The following is a 15,612-nucleotide window of genomic DNA, read 5'->3' as shown; positions in this document are numbered from 1 at the left end:
GGCCCCTCCCGTGGCCGGACTTTCACCGGCTAGAAGATACGTGCTTTCTGGGCACGCCATACACAAGTTGAAGGCTGCTCGATTCGAGCAGCCTTCCTTTCAACCCTTCGGCCTGACGACCAGCGCAGCCAGAAACGAGAAGATGATCGCCGCCGATATGCCCGCGCTCGTCACTTTGAACATGCCCGTGATGACGCCGAGCGGCCCGGTGTTCTGCAGCTCGGTCAGCGCGCCGTGGACGAGGGCGTTGCCGAAGCTCGTAATCGGGACTGTCGCCCCCGCTCCGGCAAACTCGATGAGCGGCTCGTACCAGCCCAGGGCGTCCGCGATCGCCCCGATCACCACCAGAGTCGACATGGTGTGCGCCGGCGTCAGCTTGAGGACGTCGAACATGAGCTGCCCGAGGACGCAGATGCCGCCTCCGACGATGAAAGCCCACAAGTACTGCATATCAGGCGTCTCCCCTTTCGATGGCGACCGCGTGCGCGATGCACGGAATGGTCTCGCCCTGCTGATAGGACAGCGGCGAGAGCAGCGCTCCGGTGGCGACGACGAGGATGCGCTTCAGTTCGCCGCGCTGCAGCCGTTTCAGCAGATGGCCGTAGGCGACGACCGCCGAGCAGGCGCACCCGCTGCCGCCGGCCTGCACTTTCTGGCGCTCGATGTCGTAGATCATCAGCCCGCAATCGCTGAATACCGTATCCTGCATTGGCACGCCGTCCCGCGCGAACAGGTCGACGGCGATGCGGTGCCCGACGGTCGCGAGATCGCCGGTCACGATCATGTCGTAATCGGCCGGCATCCGCCCCGTGTCGTTGAAGTGCGTCTGGATCGTGTCGACGGCGGCCGGCGCCATCGCCGCGCCCATGTTGAACGGATCGGAGATGCCGAGGTCGATGATCTTGCCGATCGTCGCGCAGGTGATGACAGGACCGCTGCCCGATGCGGCGACGACGGCCGCGCCTGCGCCGGTCACCGTGTACTGCGCGGTCGGCGGCTTCTGCGAACCGTATTCGGTCGGGTAACGGAACTGTTTTTCCGCCGTACAGTTATGGCTGCACGTTCCCGCCATCGCATACTCCGCCGTGCCGGAATTGACGAGGTGCGCCGCGAGCGCCAGCGACTGCATCGACGTCGAGCAGGCGCCGAAGACGCCGATGTACGGCAGGCCGAGGTCCCGAGCGGTGAAGCTGTTGCTGATCAGCTGGTTAAGCAGGTCGCCGCCGATATAGAACTGCACCTGATCTTTCCGGATGCCCGCGTTCTTGATCGCGAAGTCGGAAGCCTGTTCGAGCAGGAGCCGCTCCGCTTTTTCCCAGCTTTTCTGGTTCAGATCGAGCTCGGCGTGGACAAGGTCGAAGTCGGCCGCGAGCGGCCCCGCGCCTTCGTCCGGGCCGACGACGGTTCCCGTGCCGATGATGACGGGCCGGTTCTCGAACCACCAGGTCTGCTTGCCGCGCAGCATGTTCAGTGCCCCCTGAGCCCGAAGATGACGTGGATCAGCCCGATGACGAATGCGGCGACCGTGCCGTATACGATAACCGATCCGGCAAGCTTGAACATGTTGCCGCCGACCCCGAGCACGAGCCCTTCGGCGCGGTGTTCCAGTGCCGCCGAGCACATCGAGTTGGCGAAGCCCGTCACCGGCACGGCAGAGCCCGCGCCCGCCCATTGCGCGATCTTGTCATACACGCCGAAGCAGGTCAGCAGCACCGAGATGAAAATGAGCGTCGCGACGGTCGGGTTGCTGGCCTGCATGGACGACAGTTTCATCCAGGACATGTAGCCGTTCTGGATCGCCTGGCCGAGCACGCAGATCAGGCCGCCCGAAACGAACGCCCGAACGCAGTTTTGCAGAACGGAACGGGAAGGTTCGCGCTGCTTCGCGAACGTCTTGTACTCTTTCGACGACATCGACATCGGCTTGAATTTGCCTTTCCCGGCGGTTCTGGTCGCCACTTGACGAACCCTCCTGTCACTTACGATCTTACGCCTTACATTGTTTGCCGATTCGACACGCGTTATGCCTCCCGAAAGCCGCCTCCGCTCCGCCGCAAGACCCTTCCGAGCGCACAAAAAAAGAGCCGCACGGCATGCGGCTCCAGCAGCATGGGGACAATGTCAAAAGGCAGCGGCAAAAACAAAAATCAGGACAAGAAGCACGTACAACAGCAGGACCAACAGCCCGAGTCGGCTCACCCCTTCGGCTCCTTTCGCGGTTGGTGCGCTTCTATCTTATGCCGGCTGCTCCCAGTTGTTCTTCGCTGACCGGTCGGATGCGGCAACTGTGACGCTGTCCGTCTGCCAGGCGGCCTGTTCGTATGAGCCGATAGAAAGACGACCGCTTCTTCTCTTCCGTGCCGGCTTTCTCGCCGGCATCATCGGATGACGGCTGCGCCATCCACTCTTCATAACGCTTGAAGTCGATGCCGAGTTGCTCCAGAATCCGCTTGACATCCAACGCGACCAACACAACAGGTTCCTCCAATCGGCTTGATGCTTTCAAGCGATGTCACACCTGATGTTGTCCCAACTGGTTCTATTGTATAAAGCCGATCAGGATAGCGTAAATAGGAAGTATTGTCGTATTTATAGGAAGTATTGTCGCTTGATGTCAATTGAGACCGGATCGTCGGCCCGGGCCGGGACTTTTATTCGATGACGACACCTTTCTTCAGAAAAAGATGGGCGTACAGTGCCGTTTCGCCGGTCGCAATGACCGCGCAAACCCGTTTGGCCCGCTCGCAGGAGCCGGTTGATGTCAACGCTTACAATCCGGTAATATAAATAAAAGTTAACGTGGTTAAGGAGCGGTCGCAGGAATGGTGACAATCTACGACATTGCCGCGAAGGCCAATGTGTCGGCCATGACCGTGTCCCGGGTCATCAACCAGCCGGAGCGCGTAAGCGAGAAGACTCGGGAGCGTGTGCTCAAGGTCATGGAGGAATTGCACTACGTGCCGAACGGCATGGCGCGCAGCCTCGTGTTGCAAGAGTCGAAAATCCTGTTCCTGCTCGTGACGGATATCCGCAATCCGTTCTATACGACGCTGGCCCGCGGCGCGGAGGATGCCGCGGCCGAGAACGGGTTCCGCCTGCTGTTCGGCAACAGCGACGAAAGCCCGGACAAGGAATCGAACTATGTCGAGACGATCCTGAAGACGCGCGTCGACGGGGCGCTGATCGCGCCTTCGGGCGACGCTTCGCTCCCGAGCCTGGAGCGGCTCCGGAAGCACAAGGTGCCGTTCGTGCTGCTCGACCGGGAAGTGCCCGGCATCGAATGCGACGTCGTGCTCGGCGACAGCATTTCCGGGGCACGGCAGCTCGTCGGGCATCTGGCGGAACTGGGCCACCGGCGGATCGCGCTGGTCAACGGCTCGCTGGCCGTCTCGAGCGCGCGGTACCGGCAGGAAGGCTATCGCGAAGCGCTCAAGACGTTCGGCCTGGCCTATGACGAGCGCTATGTGCTGGAGGCGGGATTCGGGCTCGAGCATGATCCGGCGGCCATCGAGGCATGGCTGAAGCGGCTCGATCCGCTGCCGACCGCCATTGTCGCCGGCAACAACGTGCTCGCGCTGCATGTCATCCGTCTGCTGCGGGCCCGCGGCATCCGGGTGCCGGAGCAGGTGTCGGTCGCCGGCTTCGACGATTTCGGCCCGTTCGCCGGCGCCGATCCGTTCGTCACCGTGGCCGCCCAGCAGGCATACCAGTTCGGTCATACCGGCATGCGGCTGCTCATCGAGCGGATCCGCGCGCGGGGCGAAGACCGCCCGCGGAAGCGGATCGTGTTGCCGACCGCCCTCATTCTGCGAAAATCGACGGCGCCTCCGGTTTGAACGCGGCGTGATCGCGGCGGTTCGGCACCGCGGCGTTCATCAGGCTTCCCACAATCGTCTTATGCTGATCTCCCGCGTCCCATCGGCCTTGCGGAGCTCGTAGACGTCGGGGTTCGTAAGACTTTTCCATGCTTCATAGCCGAAGCGGTCATCGCATGCTTTCAGGATGAGCGCCATCAGGTTGCCGTGGGTTACCACGATGGTATTCGACTCCGGCCGCCGCCAGCATTCCTCGATGACGCCGGCCCCCCGCTCCATCGCTTCCCGCGACGATTCGCCGCCCGGAAGTCTGGCATCCATGTCGGTGAAGGATATCTTCAAATGTTCCATCCAATCGGGCAGCGGTTCCGTCGACAGCACCCGTTCGCTCAGGCGGCCGTCCGTTTCGATCGCGATTCCGCTTCTGGCGGCGTACGGTCGGATGGTTGCGATGGCGCGTTCGAACGGGCTGGTCACGATGCGGTCAACCTTCATCCCCGCGAAGAAGTCCGCCAGCCGCTCCGCCTGCGTCACGCCTTCTTCGGTGAGCGGCGCCTCCGGCTCCTGGCCGGCCGCCTTGCAATGCCTGACGAGATAGATCCGTTTCATTGCCGCTTGTCCGTCACCCGCTTTTCCATAAATTCAATCCGGTTGCCGTAGGGATCATGGATGTAGAAACGTCCGACGCCTTCTTCGGCCCTTGCGTCATCGTCCGTGATCTGCACACCGCTTGCGAGCAGATGCCGGCGAAGCGCATCCAGATTCCGCACGTGAAAAGCCGGATGGGCCTTGGCTGCCGGTACAAAATCCCGCTGCACGCCGATGTGCACCTGATGCGCGCCGCATTGGAACCAGACGCCGCCGCGTTTTTGCAGCGTTGCGGGCTTCGGAATCTCCTCCCAGCCCAATATGCCGCCGAAAAACTTGCGCGCCGCCGCTTCGCAGCCTTCCGGAGCAGCCAGCTGGACATGGTCAAGACCGTCAAAACGGTAAGCCACGATCCCCCGCCTCCTGTGTTTCAATTAATGAAACTTTATTTCATATTGTGAAATTAATTGTAATACAATTATTTCCTCCCGTCCATAACGGCATCTTCCGCCCGTGTCTGCATCTCTCTGTCAAACATTCGAGCCCCCGGGCGCAAAAAAAACGGAGCAGGTTGTCCCTGCCCCGGTTCGTTCGTGCCGCTTCGGCATTCGTCAAGCTTTCGGCGCATGCAACCCCGCGGCCCGCTGCGCCTGTTTGATGCGGTCGATCTGGCCCAGGTGATGGTGCACGTGCCGGACGAAGCCCCGTATGAGGTCCGCGATGCTGACGGTCTCGCCCTTCGCGTTGACGCCCGTCTTCGCCAGTTCCGCTTCGGTCAGCCGGCCGAGCAATTGCGCGTTGTAATGCAGCAGCGCCCCGTAAGCCGCCAGAATGTCCGCCGCCCCGGCCTCGTTCGCTTTCTGCCCGGCCACCCACGCGTCCTGGGCAAAAGCGGGCAGACGGGCCGCGTCTCCCGCCAGTATGGCGCGAATCCGAAACGACGTCACGATGCTGTGGTCGGCGAGGTGCGCGAGCACTTCCGTCACGCTCCATTTGCCGGGCGCCTCTTTCCAGCGCAGCGCTTCTCCGGACAGGCCCGCGATCGCCTCCTGCAGTTGTCCGTACGTATCCAGAAAAGCTTGAACATCCGCTTGTCCACTCAACTTGCATACCTCCTGTCGATGGGTCGGTTGGTTCCCGCCGGCGTGTCAGGATGCGCTCCGCGCATCCGCCAGGGCGCGTTCCGCGAGCGCCGCGAAGAAGGCGGCGGCCGGCGCCAGCGCGCGCTCGTCGACATCGAATTTCGGGTGATGCCATTCCTGCGGCCCGTTCGTTCCGGCGAACACGAACAGCCCCGGCACCTGCTCCTGGTAGACCGCGAAGTCTTCCCCGGCCGCCGACGGGACGGGGACGACCGCCCGCAGGCCGAGCTCGGCCGCAACGGCCTCCGCGAGCTTGGCCAGCCGGGCATCGTTGCGGACCGGCGGCGGCCCTTCGATCCAATGGATGGCCGCCCGTGCGCCGAAAGCGGAGGCGGTGCCCCGGACGACCTGCTCGAACCGCTCCCGCACGCGGGATCGCACCGACCGGTCGAATGTGCGGATCGTGCCTTCGAACTCCGCCCGATCCGGGATGATGTTCCACGCGGTGCCGCCGTGCAGCTGCGTCACGCTGATGACAGCGCTCTGCAGCGGGCTGACGCTGCGGCTGATGATCGACTGCAGCGCCGTAACGATATGGGCGCTGGCCACGACCGGATCGATGCCCGCATCCGGAACGGCGGCATGGGAAGCGCGCCCTTCCACTTCGACGCGGAAGCCGTCCGCCGCGGCCATGAGCGGGCCTTCCTTGATGCCGAAGGCGCCGACAGGCAGGTCCGGCTTGTTGTGCAAGCCGAAGACGGCGCTGACATCGTCCAGCGCCCCGCTCGCGATCACGCGGCGCGCGCCGGACGCCTTCTCCTCGGCGGGCTGAAAGATCAGGCGCACGGTGCCGCGCAAGTCCGCCTCCCGCTCCTTCAGGAGCAGCGCGGCGCCGATGATCGCGGCCGTATGGAAGTCGTGGCCGCAGGCATGCATCCGGCCCGGGACTTCCGATGCGAAGGGGAGGCCCGTCTCCTCCTGGATCGGCAGCGCGTCGATGTCGGCGCGGAGCGCCACGACGGGCCCTTCCCGCAGCCCGCCCACCTCGGCGATGACGCCGGTGCGCAGCGCATAGCGGCTCGCGATCCGGATGCCGGCCGCTTTCAGCCACCCGCGGATCCGCGCGGTCGTCTCGAATTCTTCATGTGACAATTCGGGATGGCGGTGCAGTTCCCGCCGGATGGCGATGAGCCGCTGCGCCAGATGCTCCGCCGATCGTCCGGCCGGCGTGCGGCCGCTCATCGTTCCGCCCTCCCCGCGGCCTTGCGGTTACGTCGCAACCTGCCCCGCCTCCTTCAGCGCTTCGTGCAGCAGGACGAACGAGCGCAGCCGCTTCTCGAACGGCTTGATGTTCGTCGTGATCATGAACTCTTCCACGCCGGTCGCCTCGCGCATTTCAAGCAGTTTCGCCAGCACGTGCTCCTTCGAGCCGGCGTAGACGACCGGTTCTTTCTCCTCGATCGTGTAAGGAATGCCGGCCTGGCGGCCGTAGTCTTGCGCCTGTTCGACCGAGCCGACGGTCACGGTCTGCCCGTTCGCCAGTCTCACCTTCACGATCCGGTGCGTCGGCACGAGCGACCGCGCCTCTTCATCCGTGTCGGCCGCGATCGCCGCGAGGGCGATGATCGCCTCGGCCCGCCCGCTTCCGGAAGGTGCGGGGCGGAAGCGCTGCTTGTAAATGCGCACGGCTTCCACCGCTTCGTCCTCGTCCCCGCCGATGAACAGCGAGAACACATACGGCAGTCCCAGCTCGGCGGCCAGTTCCGCGCTCCGGACGGTCGTGCCCAGCAGCCAGATCTCCGGCGGGACGCCCGGCACCGGGATGGCGCGCAGCCCCGCCAGCGGATGATCCTCCGGCAGCGGCCGTCCGCCGACATAGCCGGCAAGCTCGAGGACCTTGTCCCGGTAATCCGGCTGCTCGGCCAGGTACCGTTGCAGCGCCCGCGTGCTGCGCGGCAGGCCGCCCGGTCCGCGGCCGACGCCGAGATCGACGCGGCCCGGCGCGAGCGCCGCCAGTACATGAAAGTTTTCGGCCACCTTGTACGGGTTGTAATGCTGGAGCATGATGCCGCCCGAGCCGACGCGGATCCGTTCCGTCCGGGCCAGCAGATACGGAATGAGCGTCTCCGGCGATGAACCCGCGAGATGCTCCGTGTCGTGATGTTCCGACACCCAGAACCGGACGAAACCGTGCCGGTCCGCCAGCCCGGCCAGCTCGACGGTGTGCGCGAGCGCTTCGTCGGCGGTCTCGCCGGGATGGATCGGGCTCTGGTCGAGAATGCTGAGCTTGATCGTCATCCGGACAGCCTCCCTCATCTCAAATCGAATATTCCGGAGCAAGCCGCCTCAAAAACTGTTTCGTCCGCTCCTCCTTCGGTCTTGCGAACAGTTCGGCGGGCGGGCCTTCCTCCACGATGGCGCCGCCGGCCATGAAGACGACGCGGCTCGCCACGTCCTGGGCGAAGCCCAGCTCGTGCGTCACGATGATCATCGTGATCCCTTCTTCCGCAATCTGGCGGATGACCGCCAGCACTTCGCCCACCAGCTCGGGGTCGAGCGCGGACGTCGGCTCGTCGAACAGGATCACTTCCGGCTCCATGGCCAGCGCCCGGGCGATCCCGACGCGCTGCTGCTGGCCGCCGGACAGCCGGCTCGGGTAAGCGTCCAGCTTGTCGCCGAGCCCGACCTTCTCCAGCAGCCGGACCCCGCGCTCCCGCGCCGCATCCTTCGGCATCTTCCGGACGACGACCAGCCCTTCCATCACGTTTTCGAGCGCCGTTTTGTGCCGGAACAGATTGTACTGCTGGAACACCATGGCGGTCTTGCGGCGGAGCGCGTGGATCTCTTTTTTCGAAGCCTTGCTGCAGTTCACGTAAAGATCGGAGATGCGAATCTCGCCCGCATCCGGCCGCTCCAGAAAATTGATGCACCGAAGCAGCGTCGTCTTCCCCGAGCCGCTCGGCCCGATGATCGCGACGACTTCGCCCTTGTTCACCTCGAGGCTGATGCCCCGCAGTACGTCGTCTTTGCCGAACGATTTGCGGATGCCGGTCAGCCGGATCATGCCACTCCCCCCTTGTGATACCGGTTGATGCGGCGCTCGATGGCCCCGCCCGCCCGTTCGAGCAGGATCGTCATCGCCCAGAAGAGGATCGCGGCCGCCAGATACGCCTCGAAGAACTTCCAGTTCGTCGACGCGACGATTTCCGCCTTCGCGTTGATGTCGACGACGGAGACGACGAACGCCAGGGTCGAACCGTGCAGCATGCCGATGACGAAGTTGGTCAGGTTCGGCACGCTGGCCGCCAGCGCCTGGGGAAAAATGATCCGCCGCAGCGTCTGCATCGCCGTCATCCCGAGCGACTGCGCCGCCTCCCGCTGCCCTTTGTCCACCGCGAGGAGCCCGGACCGGATAATCTCGGAGCAATACGCCGACGCGGTGACCGAGAACGACAGATAGGCGAATCCGATCATCGGAATGCGGGCCGAATTCCAGCCGAGGCCGAGACGGCCGGTCAACGTGTCCACGATGAGCGTCAGCCCCGCGTAGATGACGAGCAAATGCACGAGCATCGGCGTGCCGCGGATCACCGTCACCCAGGCGGCCGCAAGGCGGTGGAGCACCGGAACGCGATAGACGCGGACGAGCGCGATGGCCGTTCCCGCCAGGAAGCCGCATCCGACCGAGACGGCCGTAATGGCGAGCGTCGTCGGCAACGCTTCAAGCAGCTTCAGCAGCGCCTCACCGATAAATGAAGGATCCAGCTTCATGACGGCGTGCCCCCCTGCAGCCCGGACGCCAGCTTGCGCAGCGTCAGTCCCCGGCGCAGCCGGAACCGGCCGGAAGCTTCCCCGGGCCGTTCATGGCGCAGCAACCGCCGCTCGGCCGCAAGCAGCAGCTTCTCGAGGATGAACGCGACCGCGAGATAGAGGAGGGCGAGGGCCAGGTAAGCCTCGAGAAAATGCTGCGTAATCCGGGCGAGCGACTGCGCCTTGCCCGACATCTCCATGACGCCCAGCGTGAAGGCGAGCGACGTATCCTTCAGCAAGGCGAGCGTCTGATTGGCGAGCACCGGCACCGCGATGGCGAGCGCCTGCGGCGCCGCGATGCGCAGGAACGCCTGCGGACCGGTCATGCCGAGCGCATAGGCGGCTTCCACCTGCCCCCGGTCCACCGCCATGACGGCGCCCCGGATCGTCTCCGACACGAAGGCGCCCGTATGCAGCCCGTATGTCAGGATCACGAACACGAGGACCGGCGTGCGCGTAACGTCGATGTGGGCCATTTTCAGCAGCTCCGGCAGACCGTAGTAGATCAGGAACAGCTGGATCAGGATCGGCGTGCCGCGGAAGAAAGAGGCGTAGGCGACCGACGCCTGCTGCAGCACGGGAATCCGGTACAGCCGGGGCAATGCCGCGATCAGCCCGAACAATAGACCCGACAGCAGCGACCCGGCGACAATCCCGAGCGTGAGCAGGAGCGTCGAAGCCAGCTTCGGCACGAAAGAGAAAACGTAGCTGATGTCAAATGGCAGTCCCATCCGTTGGCCTCGCTTTCTGCAGCGCGGACGAACCGGGCTTTAGTCTTCGTACGTGAAATCCTGGCCGAGCCATTCCTGGCTCAGCTTCGCCAGCGTGCCATCCTTCCTCAGCTCGAGCAGCGCGGCGTCGATGTCGTCGGCGAGCTGCTGCGACTCGGGATCGTCCTTGCGGAAGATGAACAGGATTTCGGCTTCCGTAAGCGGCTTGCCGACCGTCTTGAGCTTGCCCTGCGGGTCGATGAGCGGCAGGGAGAAGTCCGCGCCGATCGCCGCATCCACGCGCCCCGTCGTGATCTGGGTCACGAGATCGTTCGCCCCGCCGTTGTTGTAGACGATCTCCAGCGCGCCGGGATGTTCCTTGTTGTAGTTCTCCAGAATTTGCGCCTGCGCGCTGGTGGCCGTCGCCAGAAACTTCTTGCCGTGCATGTCGTCCAGCGATTCGATCGGATCGGTGTTGTCCTTGGCGACAACGATGAAGTTCCGCCAATACGCGTAGGGCACTTTGTTGAACAGATATTTCTCCTCGCGCTCCGGATTTTTCTCGAACTCGTGCGCGCCAAAGTCGATTTTGCCCGTCTCCAGGCTGAGCAGGATGTTGCTGAAATCCATCGTCCGGAACTCGAACTCGTACTGCGGGAGCCGTGCGTCCAGTTCGCGGACGAGCTCCACGTCGAAACCGGTCAGCTTGCCGTTCTCGTCGATGAACGCGACTTTCGGAAACTGCGTGCCGGTGCCGACGATGATTTTCTTCACGCCTTCCTTGCTCTCTCCCGCGCTTGCGCCGCCGCAGCCGGCCGCCGAAAGCGCGGCAAGGATCAGTAAGATGACGGCTTTCATGGTGTTTCTCAACGGGATTCCCTCCTGTCGCCGCTCACCGAATGGACTTCGCCGAATTTGGCGGGGTTGAGAATTTTGCGGAGCAGGTGCATGGTCCCGTCCCCGTTGCCCGGATCGAACGCGATGAACCGCTCGTAGCCGCGCCGCTCGTACATCGGCAAGAGCCACGGGTGTTTCTCGGCCGTCGCCAGGGTGACCGCCGGCGCTCCGAGCCGCCCCAGGACAACCTCCCGCTCCACATAAGCAAGCAGCCTCCCGCCGATGCCTTTGCCCTGGTAATCGGGGTGAACCGCAAACCATTTCAGGAACGGAAGGTCGGTCCAATGCCGGACTTCTTCCTTGCGGGACAGCGTAATCGTCGCCGCGATCCGTCCGTCGATTTCCAGCACGTAGCAGTCGTTCTCCGCGATATTGTCCCGCACGAGCGCCACGTCCGCATGCGCCGCCGGCCAATGCAGGTTCAGTTCGCGGATCAGGGCGTACGCTTCATGGATCACTTCCCGAACGCGCTCCGCGTCTTCCGTCCGCGCCAGCCGAATCGTCTCGCTCAATCGGCTTCCTCCTCTCCGCAGCGTCATACTATCTTTTTCCTATCGTTTTAATGAGAATTTGGTTTGAGACAACTGTAACACGGCACCGGCCATGCCGCTAATAGACTTTGTCTATTCGTCGATTGCAAAAATTTAGGACGCCAGCGCTTCCTTCAGATCCACCGAGCGTAGCAGCCGGATGATCTCCTCATGTTCGCCGCTCAATGCGATCAGGTTCGTCTGCAGGGCGATGCCGGCGGTCTCCTCGATCTCGACCGGCTTGAGCCGCCCATCGGCAACCTCCTGGCGGACGGTGAGTCCGGGCAGGAAGCAGATGCCGGCCTTGCGCAACACCAGCTTCTTCGCCGTCTCCGCGTTGTCGGCATGATACACGATGTCGGGCGGCTGATCGAGCCCCTCGAACACGCGATGCAGCCGGAGCCAGTCCAACGCTCCGCACTCGAAGAAGACGAGCGGCTGGCCGATGATGTCCCGGAGCGACGCCCGTCCCGAGCGCGCGAACGGATGATCGGCGTAGACGTACAGTTTGATCGGATCTTCGTGGAACAGAAACGACTGGAAAGCCGGATGCGCCGATTTGCGGACGAATGCAATGTCGATCTCCCGGTTGAGCAGCTTGGCCGTCAGATCCTCCGTCGGCGCCGTCGTCAGCTTGAACGTCAGCTCGGGGAATCTGGCCTTGATTACGGGAAGCAGCTCGGGGATCACGTAATTCGAGACCGAAGCCGTGCTGCCGATGCGCAGTTCGTTGGGGACGGCGGTTCTTTGCTGAAGCTGCAATTTGCCCTTCTGGAACGTCTGCAGAATCTTCTGCGCATAAGGCAGAAACTGCTTCCCCTGCTCCGTAAGGACGACTTGTTTCCCGAGCCGGTCGAACAGCTTGCAGTCCAGCTCCCGCTCCAGCGTCTGAATGCGCGCCGTCACCGACGGCTGCGACAGATAGAGCACCTCCGCCGCCTTGTTGAAGCTGCCGAAATGGTTGACATAGACGAACGCTTCGATGTTTTCCAGGTTCATGATCAGACGCCTCCCTCCTGTGTCGACCTGAATTCAATCTTTTCCTATATGTTAAATTGGAAATGTTTGTTTGTTATCGTAAGGCAAGATCGTCAGGTCTGTCAATTTGTTCCTTGCGTCACAGGGGCGGGGCATCGATTGAATTTTTCTATTCGTCGATAGAGAATTTTGAATTGCAAATGCATAAACCCGGCGCCGATCCGGCACCGGGTTTTCGCGATGCTTGCGGCAAGCGGCTACACGCGGACGGCGGCGTCCGCCGTCTCCCCCGCAAGCCTCGCCGCCGCCGCGTCGAGGCGCTCCCGCAATTCGTCCTGCAATTCGTAAATGACGCCTCCCGGCGTTTCCTTCCGCTCCACCTGCGTATCCAGCGCATAGACTTCGCCGGCGAACCGCCGCGCGCCGAGCGCGGACAGAACCGGCTTCAGCGCGAACTCAATCGCCAGCAGATGGGCGATCGTGCCGCCGATCATGATCGGCAGCACCGTCTTGCCTTCCAACCCTTTCTGCGGCAGGAGATCCAGGAACGTCTTGAGCAGGCCGGTATAGGATGCCTTGTACACCGGGCTGGCGACGATCACGGCATCGGCCCGCGCCACGCGCGCGTTCGCCTCCTGAACAGCCGGGCTGTCGAAACGGCCGAAGATCAAATCTTCCGCCGGCAGAGACGCGGCGGCGAGATGGTCGACGTCGACGCCGCGCGCGGCAAGCGTCGTCTCCAGATGGGAAATGATGCCGGCGAGTCGCGATTGCGGATTCGGACTGCCGGAGAGGATGAGAACCGTTTTTGCCATGCGTGTCCACTCCTTCTGTATCCATCATGGTCGGGATCAAACCTTGAGCGCTCTCGCGCGGGTATAGCGATTCTCCGGTACGGGCAGTCCGAGGTTGCCGCGCAGCGTGTCGCTCTCGTACTCCGTCCGGAACAGGCCGCGCGCCTGCAGAATCGGCACAACGTGGTCGACGAATTCCTCGAGACCCCGCGGCGTCGCGGCATGGATGATGAACCCGTCCGCCGCGCCGGTCTCGAACCACTCCTGAATCCGGTCGGCGACGGTTTCCGGCGTGCCGATGAAATTGCCGCGCGGCGTGGCCGTCCGCAGCGCGACTTCGCGGAGCGTCAGGTTCTGCTCCCTGGCGATGCGCTTGATCCGGTCCGTGTTCGCCTGGAAGCTGTTTTTCCCCAGATCGCCGATGTCCGGGAACGGCTCATCCAGCGGATACTGCGAGAAGTCGTGATGATCGAAGAAGCGGCCGAGATAATTGAGCGCCTCTTCCACCGTGACGAGCTCGGCGACTTCGCGGTACTTCCGCTCCGCCTCTTCCTCCGTGGAGCCGATGATCGACCCGATGCCGGGGAAGATCAGCAATTCGTCCGGATTGCGCCCGAAGCCTGCCGCCCGCCGCTTGATGTCCTGATAGAACTCCCGCGCTTCCTCGATCGTCTCCTGCCCCGTAAAGACCGCGTCCGCCGCCCGGGAAGCGAAATTTCTCCCGGCTTCCGAAGATCCCGCCTGGAAGATGACCGGATGCCCCTGCTTCGAACGCTGGATATTGAGCGGCCCCTTGACCGAGAAAAACTCGCCTTCATGATTCAACGCGTGCATTTTGTCGGGATCGAAAAACTGCCCCGTCTCCTTGTTGCGGACGAAGGCATCGTCTTCCCACGAATCCCACAGCCCGCGCGTCACTTCGAGAAACTCCGCCGCAATCCGGTACCGCGTCGCATGATCCGGATGCTGTTTCCTGCCGTAGTTGAGCGCCGATCCTTCCAGCGGCGACGTGACGACGTTCCATCCCGCCCGGCCGCCGCTGATGTTGTCCAACGAACCGAACTGCCTCGCCACCGTGAACGGCTCGCTGTACGACGTCGACAGCGTCCCGACAAGTCCGATATGCGTGCTGACCGCCGCCAGGGCGCTCAGGATGGTGATCGGCTCGAATCGGTTGAGAAAGTGGGGAATCGATTTTTCATTGATGTAGAGACCGTCCGCGATAAAGATGAAGTCGAGCTTCCCTTCCTCGGCTTTGCGCACCCATTGCTTGTACAGCCCGAAATTGACACTGGCGTCCGTAATCGCATCCGGATGGCGCCAGGTCGATGTACCGCCGCCCACCCCGTGCAGCAGCGCCCCGAGCTTCAGCTGTCGCTTTCCGCCCATTCGTCATCCCTCCATCGGTCGTATCTGGCTTGATGTTGTCGTCTCGTTGGTTAAATGTATTTTATCATAGCGGTTTACTCGGGTTTTAATTGAAAATTAAATCGTTCAATAGAGGATTTCGATTGCCGCCGATCATGGCTGACTGCTGCACGGGGCTTGACACTGCTTGGCAAATTTCGTCATACAAGCACATATAGGCCGCTGCCCACATAGACTGTAAAACAGTCTTCCGCCGCCGGAGGCGTGCGGGCCGTTCCGGTAAATCATCTTGGGGGTGGCCTTATTCATGCCTGGATTGTTCGCTGCCATCGCTTTGTTCATCAAACAGCTCTCGCTGCTGGTTTCCTACGTCAAGAACAACGCCTTCCCGCAGCCGCTGCAGGAGGAAGAAGAAGCGAAGCATCTCCAGCTGATGGCAGAAGGGAATCAACATTCCCGAAACTTGCTGATCGAACACAATCTGCGCCTGGTGGCCCACATCGTCAAAAAATTCGACAACACCGGCGAAGACCTCGAAGACCTGATCTCGATCGGCACGATCGGGCTGATCAAGGCAATCGAAAGCTTCCAGCCCGGCAAGGGGACGAAGCTCGCCACCTTCGCCGCGCGCTGCATCGAGAACGAGATCCTGATGCATCTCCGCTCGCTCAAGAAGACACGCAAGGACGTTTCGCTGCACGATCCGATCGGGACGGACAAGGAGGGCAACGAAATCACATTAATAGATATTCTCGGCTCGGACACGGACGAAGTGGTCGACAAGGTGCAGCTAAAGATCGAGAAGTCGAAGATCTACAAAAATCTGGACATCCTCGACGAGCGCGAGCGCGAAGTCGTCGTCGGCCGGTTCGGTCTGGAAGCCGGAGGCGAGGAGCGGACGCAGCGGGAGATCGCGAAGGAGCTCGGCATCAGCCGCTCCTACGTGTCCCGGATCGAGAAGCGTGCGCTCATGAAGCTGTACCACGAGTTTTACAAGCAGAAGAAATAACGCCGGCCGGAGCCTCCCCCAGGGACTCCGG

20 protein-coding genes are annotated in these 15,612 nt (G+C 62.7%); 2 read left to right on the top strand and 18 right to left on the bottom strand.

Going from position 1 to position 15,612, the window contains the following annotated elements; all coding sequences use genetic code 11:
• Positions 1-99 precede the first annotated feature (99 nt).
• From spoVAE to KJQ12_RS17430, 5 genes are all read right to left on the bottom strand, one after another.
• Positions 100-450, bottom strand: coding sequence for a stage V sporulation protein AE (gene spoVAE, locus KJQ12_RS17450; protein WP_213486468.1), 351 nt, complete (start codon positions 448-450; stop codon positions 100-102).
• A 1-nt stretch (position 451) separates the two neighbouring features.
• A complete protein-coding gene (spoVAD, locus tag KJQ12_RS17445; RefSeq protein ID WP_213486465.1) occupies positions 452-1,465 on the bottom strand; it encodes a stage V sporulation protein AD in 1,014 nt (337 codons plus the stop codon).
• 2 nt (positions 1,466-1,467) lie between these two features.
• The gene (gene spoVAC / locus KJQ12_RS17440; protein WP_015255291.1) at positions 1,468-1,959 is read right to left on the bottom strand and encodes a stage V sporulation protein AC; all 492 of its coding nucleotides are present in this window, start codon (positions 1,957-1,959) and stop codon (positions 1,468-1,470) included.
• Between the two features lie 271 nt (positions 1,960-2,230).
• A complete protein-coding gene (locus KJQ12_RS17435; RefSeq protein WP_213486463.1) occupies positions 2,231-2,473 on the bottom strand; it encodes a hypothetical protein in 243 nt (80 codons plus the stop codon).
• Positions 2,474-2,651: 178 nt separating this feature from the next.
• Positions 2,652-2,765, bottom strand: coding sequence for an RbsD/FucU domain-containing protein (locus tag KJQ12_RS17430; protein ID WP_213486461.1), 114 nt, complete (start codon positions 2,763-2,765; stop codon positions 2,652-2,654).
• A gap of 57 nt (positions 2,766-2,822) precedes the next feature.
• Here KJQ12_RS17430 and KJQ12_RS17425 point away from each other — a divergent pair, with 57 nt between their 5' ends.
• Complete coding sequence (locus tag KJQ12_RS17425) at positions 2,823-3,836, top strand: LacI family DNA-binding transcriptional regulator (protein ID WP_015255293.1); 1,014 nt, start codon at positions 2,823-2,825, stop codon at positions 3,834-3,836.
• A 39-nt stretch (positions 3,837-3,875) separates the two neighbouring features.
• Here the strand turns inward: KJQ12_RS17425 and KJQ12_RS17420 are convergent, their stop codons facing one another.
• The 13 genes from KJQ12_RS17420 to KJQ12_RS17360 all read right to left on the bottom strand — a co-directional run bounded on the left by KJQ12_RS17420 (position 3,876) and on the right by KJQ12_RS17360 (position 14,593).
• Positions 3,876-4,424: a histidine phosphatase family protein gene (locus KJQ12_RS17420; RefSeq protein WP_213486458.1), complete on the bottom strand. Its 549-nt coding sequence runs from the start codon at positions 4,422-4,424 to the stop codon at positions 3,876-3,878.
• Positions 4,421-4,813 carry a VOC family protein gene (locus KJQ12_RS17415; RefSeq protein WP_213486457.1) on the bottom strand — a complete coding sequence of 131 codons (393 nt, stop codon included), beginning with the start codon at positions 4,811-4,813 and terminating at the stop codon, positions 4,421-4,423. The genes KJQ12_RS17420 and KJQ12_RS17415 overlap by 4 nt, the downstream gene beginning before the upstream one ends.
• A gap of 201 nt (positions 4,814-5,014) precedes the next feature.
• A complete protein-coding gene (locus KJQ12_RS17410) occupies positions 5,015-5,506 on the bottom strand; it encodes a DinB family protein (protein ID WP_213486456.1) in 492 nt (163 codons plus the stop codon).
• Positions 5,507-5,551: 45 nt separating this feature from the next.
• Positions 5,552-6,727 (bottom strand): amidohydrolase, encoded by a 1,176-nt coding sequence (locus KJQ12_RS17405; protein WP_213486455.1) that lies wholly within the window; start codon positions 6,725-6,727, stop codon positions 5,552-5,554.
• 27 nt (positions 6,728-6,754) lie between these two features.
• Positions 6,755-7,783: an LLM class flavin-dependent oxidoreductase gene (locus KJQ12_RS17400; RefSeq protein WP_213486454.1), complete on the bottom strand. Its 1,029-nt coding sequence runs from the start codon at positions 7,781-7,783 to the stop codon at positions 6,755-6,757.
• A gap of 19 nt (positions 7,784-7,802) precedes the next feature.
• Complete coding sequence (locus tag KJQ12_RS17395) at positions 7,803-8,549, bottom strand: amino acid ABC transporter ATP-binding protein (RefSeq protein WP_213486452.1); 747 nt, start codon at positions 8,547-8,549, stop codon at positions 7,803-7,805.
• Complete coding sequence (locus KJQ12_RS17390; protein WP_213486450.1) at positions 8,546-9,256, bottom strand: amino acid ABC transporter permease; 711 nt, start codon at positions 9,254-9,256, stop codon at positions 8,546-8,548. The genes KJQ12_RS17395 and KJQ12_RS17390 overlap by 4 nt, the downstream gene beginning before the upstream one ends.
• Complete coding sequence (locus KJQ12_RS17385; RefSeq protein ID WP_213486447.1) at positions 9,253-10,026, bottom strand: amino acid ABC transporter permease; 774 nt, start codon at positions 10,024-10,026, stop codon at positions 9,253-9,255. Before KJQ12_RS17385 ends, KJQ12_RS17390 begins: the two co-directional genes overlap by 4 nt.
• A 39-nt stretch (positions 10,027-10,065) precedes the next feature.
• On the bottom strand, positions 10,066-10,863 hold the full coding sequence (locus tag KJQ12_RS17380; protein WP_213486482.1) for a transporter substrate-binding domain-containing protein: 798 nt from the start codon (positions 10,861-10,863) through the stop codon (positions 10,066-10,068).
• Between the two features lie 8 nt (positions 10,864-10,871).
• The gene (locus KJQ12_RS17375; protein ID WP_213486446.1) at positions 10,872-11,414 is read right to left on the bottom strand and encodes a GNAT family N-acetyltransferase; all 543 of its coding nucleotides are present in this window, start codon (positions 11,412-11,414) and stop codon (positions 10,872-10,874) included.
• A gap of 132 nt (positions 11,415-11,546) precedes the next feature.
• Positions 11,547-12,431: a LysR family transcriptional regulator gene (locus KJQ12_RS17370; RefSeq protein WP_213486443.1), complete on the bottom strand. Its 885-nt coding sequence runs from the start codon at positions 12,429-12,431 to the stop codon at positions 11,547-11,549.
• Between the two features lie 236 nt (positions 12,432-12,667).
• Entirely contained in the window at positions 12,668-13,225 is a 558-nt protein-coding gene (gene ssuE / locus KJQ12_RS17365; protein ID WP_213486441.1) for an NADPH-dependent FMN reductase, read from the bottom strand.
• 36 nt (positions 13,226-13,261) lie between these two features.
• The gene (locus KJQ12_RS17360; RefSeq protein ID WP_213486439.1) at positions 13,262-14,593 is read right to left on the bottom strand and encodes an LLM class flavin-dependent oxidoreductase; all 1,332 of its coding nucleotides are present in this window, start codon (positions 14,591-14,593) and stop codon (positions 13,262-13,264) included.
• Between the two features lie 286 nt (positions 14,594-14,879).
• Between KJQ12_RS17360 and sigK the strand changes: the two genes are divergently transcribed.
• The gene (gene sigK / locus KJQ12_RS17355) at positions 14,880-15,581 is read left to right on the top strand and encodes an RNA polymerase sporulation sigma factor SigK (protein WP_213486436.1); all 702 of its coding nucleotides are present in this window, start codon (positions 14,880-14,882) and stop codon (positions 15,579-15,581) included.
• Positions 15,582-15,612: the final 31 nt, after the last annotated feature.

The sequence above is a fragment of the Thermobacillus xylanilyticus genome, from assembly GCF_907165215.1.
GTDB classification, from domain to species: Bacteria; Bacillota; Bacilli; order Paenibacillales; family Paenibacillaceae; genus Thermobacillus; species Thermobacillus xylanilyticus.
Note: the sequence above shows the minus strand (reverse complement) of the source record. Positions and strands in the feature narration are given on the sequence as shown.

What these genes read in the sequence shown, in the direction of transcription:
- ssuE (WP_213486441.1), bottom strand. Translation starts at nt 13,225, where the DNA reads ATGGCAAAAACGGTTCTCATCCTCTCCGGCAGTCCGAATCCGCAATCG.
- spoVAE (WP_213486468.1), bottom strand. Translation starts at nt 450, where the DNA reads ATGCAGTACTTGTGGGCTTTCATCGTCGGAGGCGGCATCTGCGTCCTC.
- KJQ12_RS17360 (WP_213486439.1), bottom strand. Translation starts at nt 14,593, where the DNA reads ATGGGCGGAAAGCGACAGCTGAAGCTCGGGGCGCTGCTGCACGGGGTG.
- KJQ12_RS17370 (WP_213486443.1), bottom strand. Translation starts at nt 12,431, where the DNA reads ATGAACCTGGAAAACATCGAAGCGTTCGTCTATGTCAACCATTTCGGC.
- KJQ12_RS17425 (WP_015255293.1), top strand. Translation starts at nt 2,823, where the DNA reads ATGGTGACAATCTACGACATTGCCGCGAAGGCCAATGTGTCGGCCATG.
- KJQ12_RS17385 (WP_213486447.1), bottom strand. Translation starts at nt 10,026, where the DNA reads ATGGGACTGCCATTTGACATCAGCTACGTTTTCTCTTTCGTGCCGAAG.
- KJQ12_RS17390 (WP_213486450.1), bottom strand. Translation starts at nt 9,256, where the DNA reads ATGAAGCTGGATCCTTCATTTATCGGTGAGGCGCTGCTGAAGCTGCTT.
- spoVAD (WP_213486465.1), bottom strand. Translation starts at nt 1,465, where the DNA reads ATGCTGCGCGGCAAGCAGACCTGGTGGTTCGAGAACCGGCCCGTCATC.
- KJQ12_RS17420 (WP_213486458.1), bottom strand. Translation starts at nt 4,424, where the DNA reads ATGAAACGGATCTATCTCGTCAGGCATTGCAAGGCGGCCGGCCAGGAG.
- KJQ12_RS17405 (WP_213486455.1), bottom strand. Translation starts at nt 6,727, where the DNA reads ATGAGCGGCCGCACGCCGGCCGGACGATCGGCGGAGCATCTGGCGCAG.
- KJQ12_RS17395 (WP_213486452.1), bottom strand. Translation starts at nt 8,549, where the DNA reads ATGATCCGGCTGACCGGCATCCGCAAATCGTTCGGCAAAGACGACGTA.
- KJQ12_RS17380 (WP_213486482.1), bottom strand. Translation starts at nt 10,863, where the DNA reads ATGAAAGCCGTCATCTTACTGATCCTTGCCGCGCTTTCGGCGGCCGGC.
- sigK (WP_213486436.1), top strand. Translation starts at nt 14,880, where the DNA reads ATGCCTGGATTGTTCGCTGCCATCGCTTTGTTCATCAAACAGCTCTCG.
- KJQ12_RS17400 (WP_213486454.1), bottom strand. Translation starts at nt 7,783, where the DNA reads ATGACGATCAAGCTCAGCATTCTCGACCAGAGCCCGATCCATCCCGGC.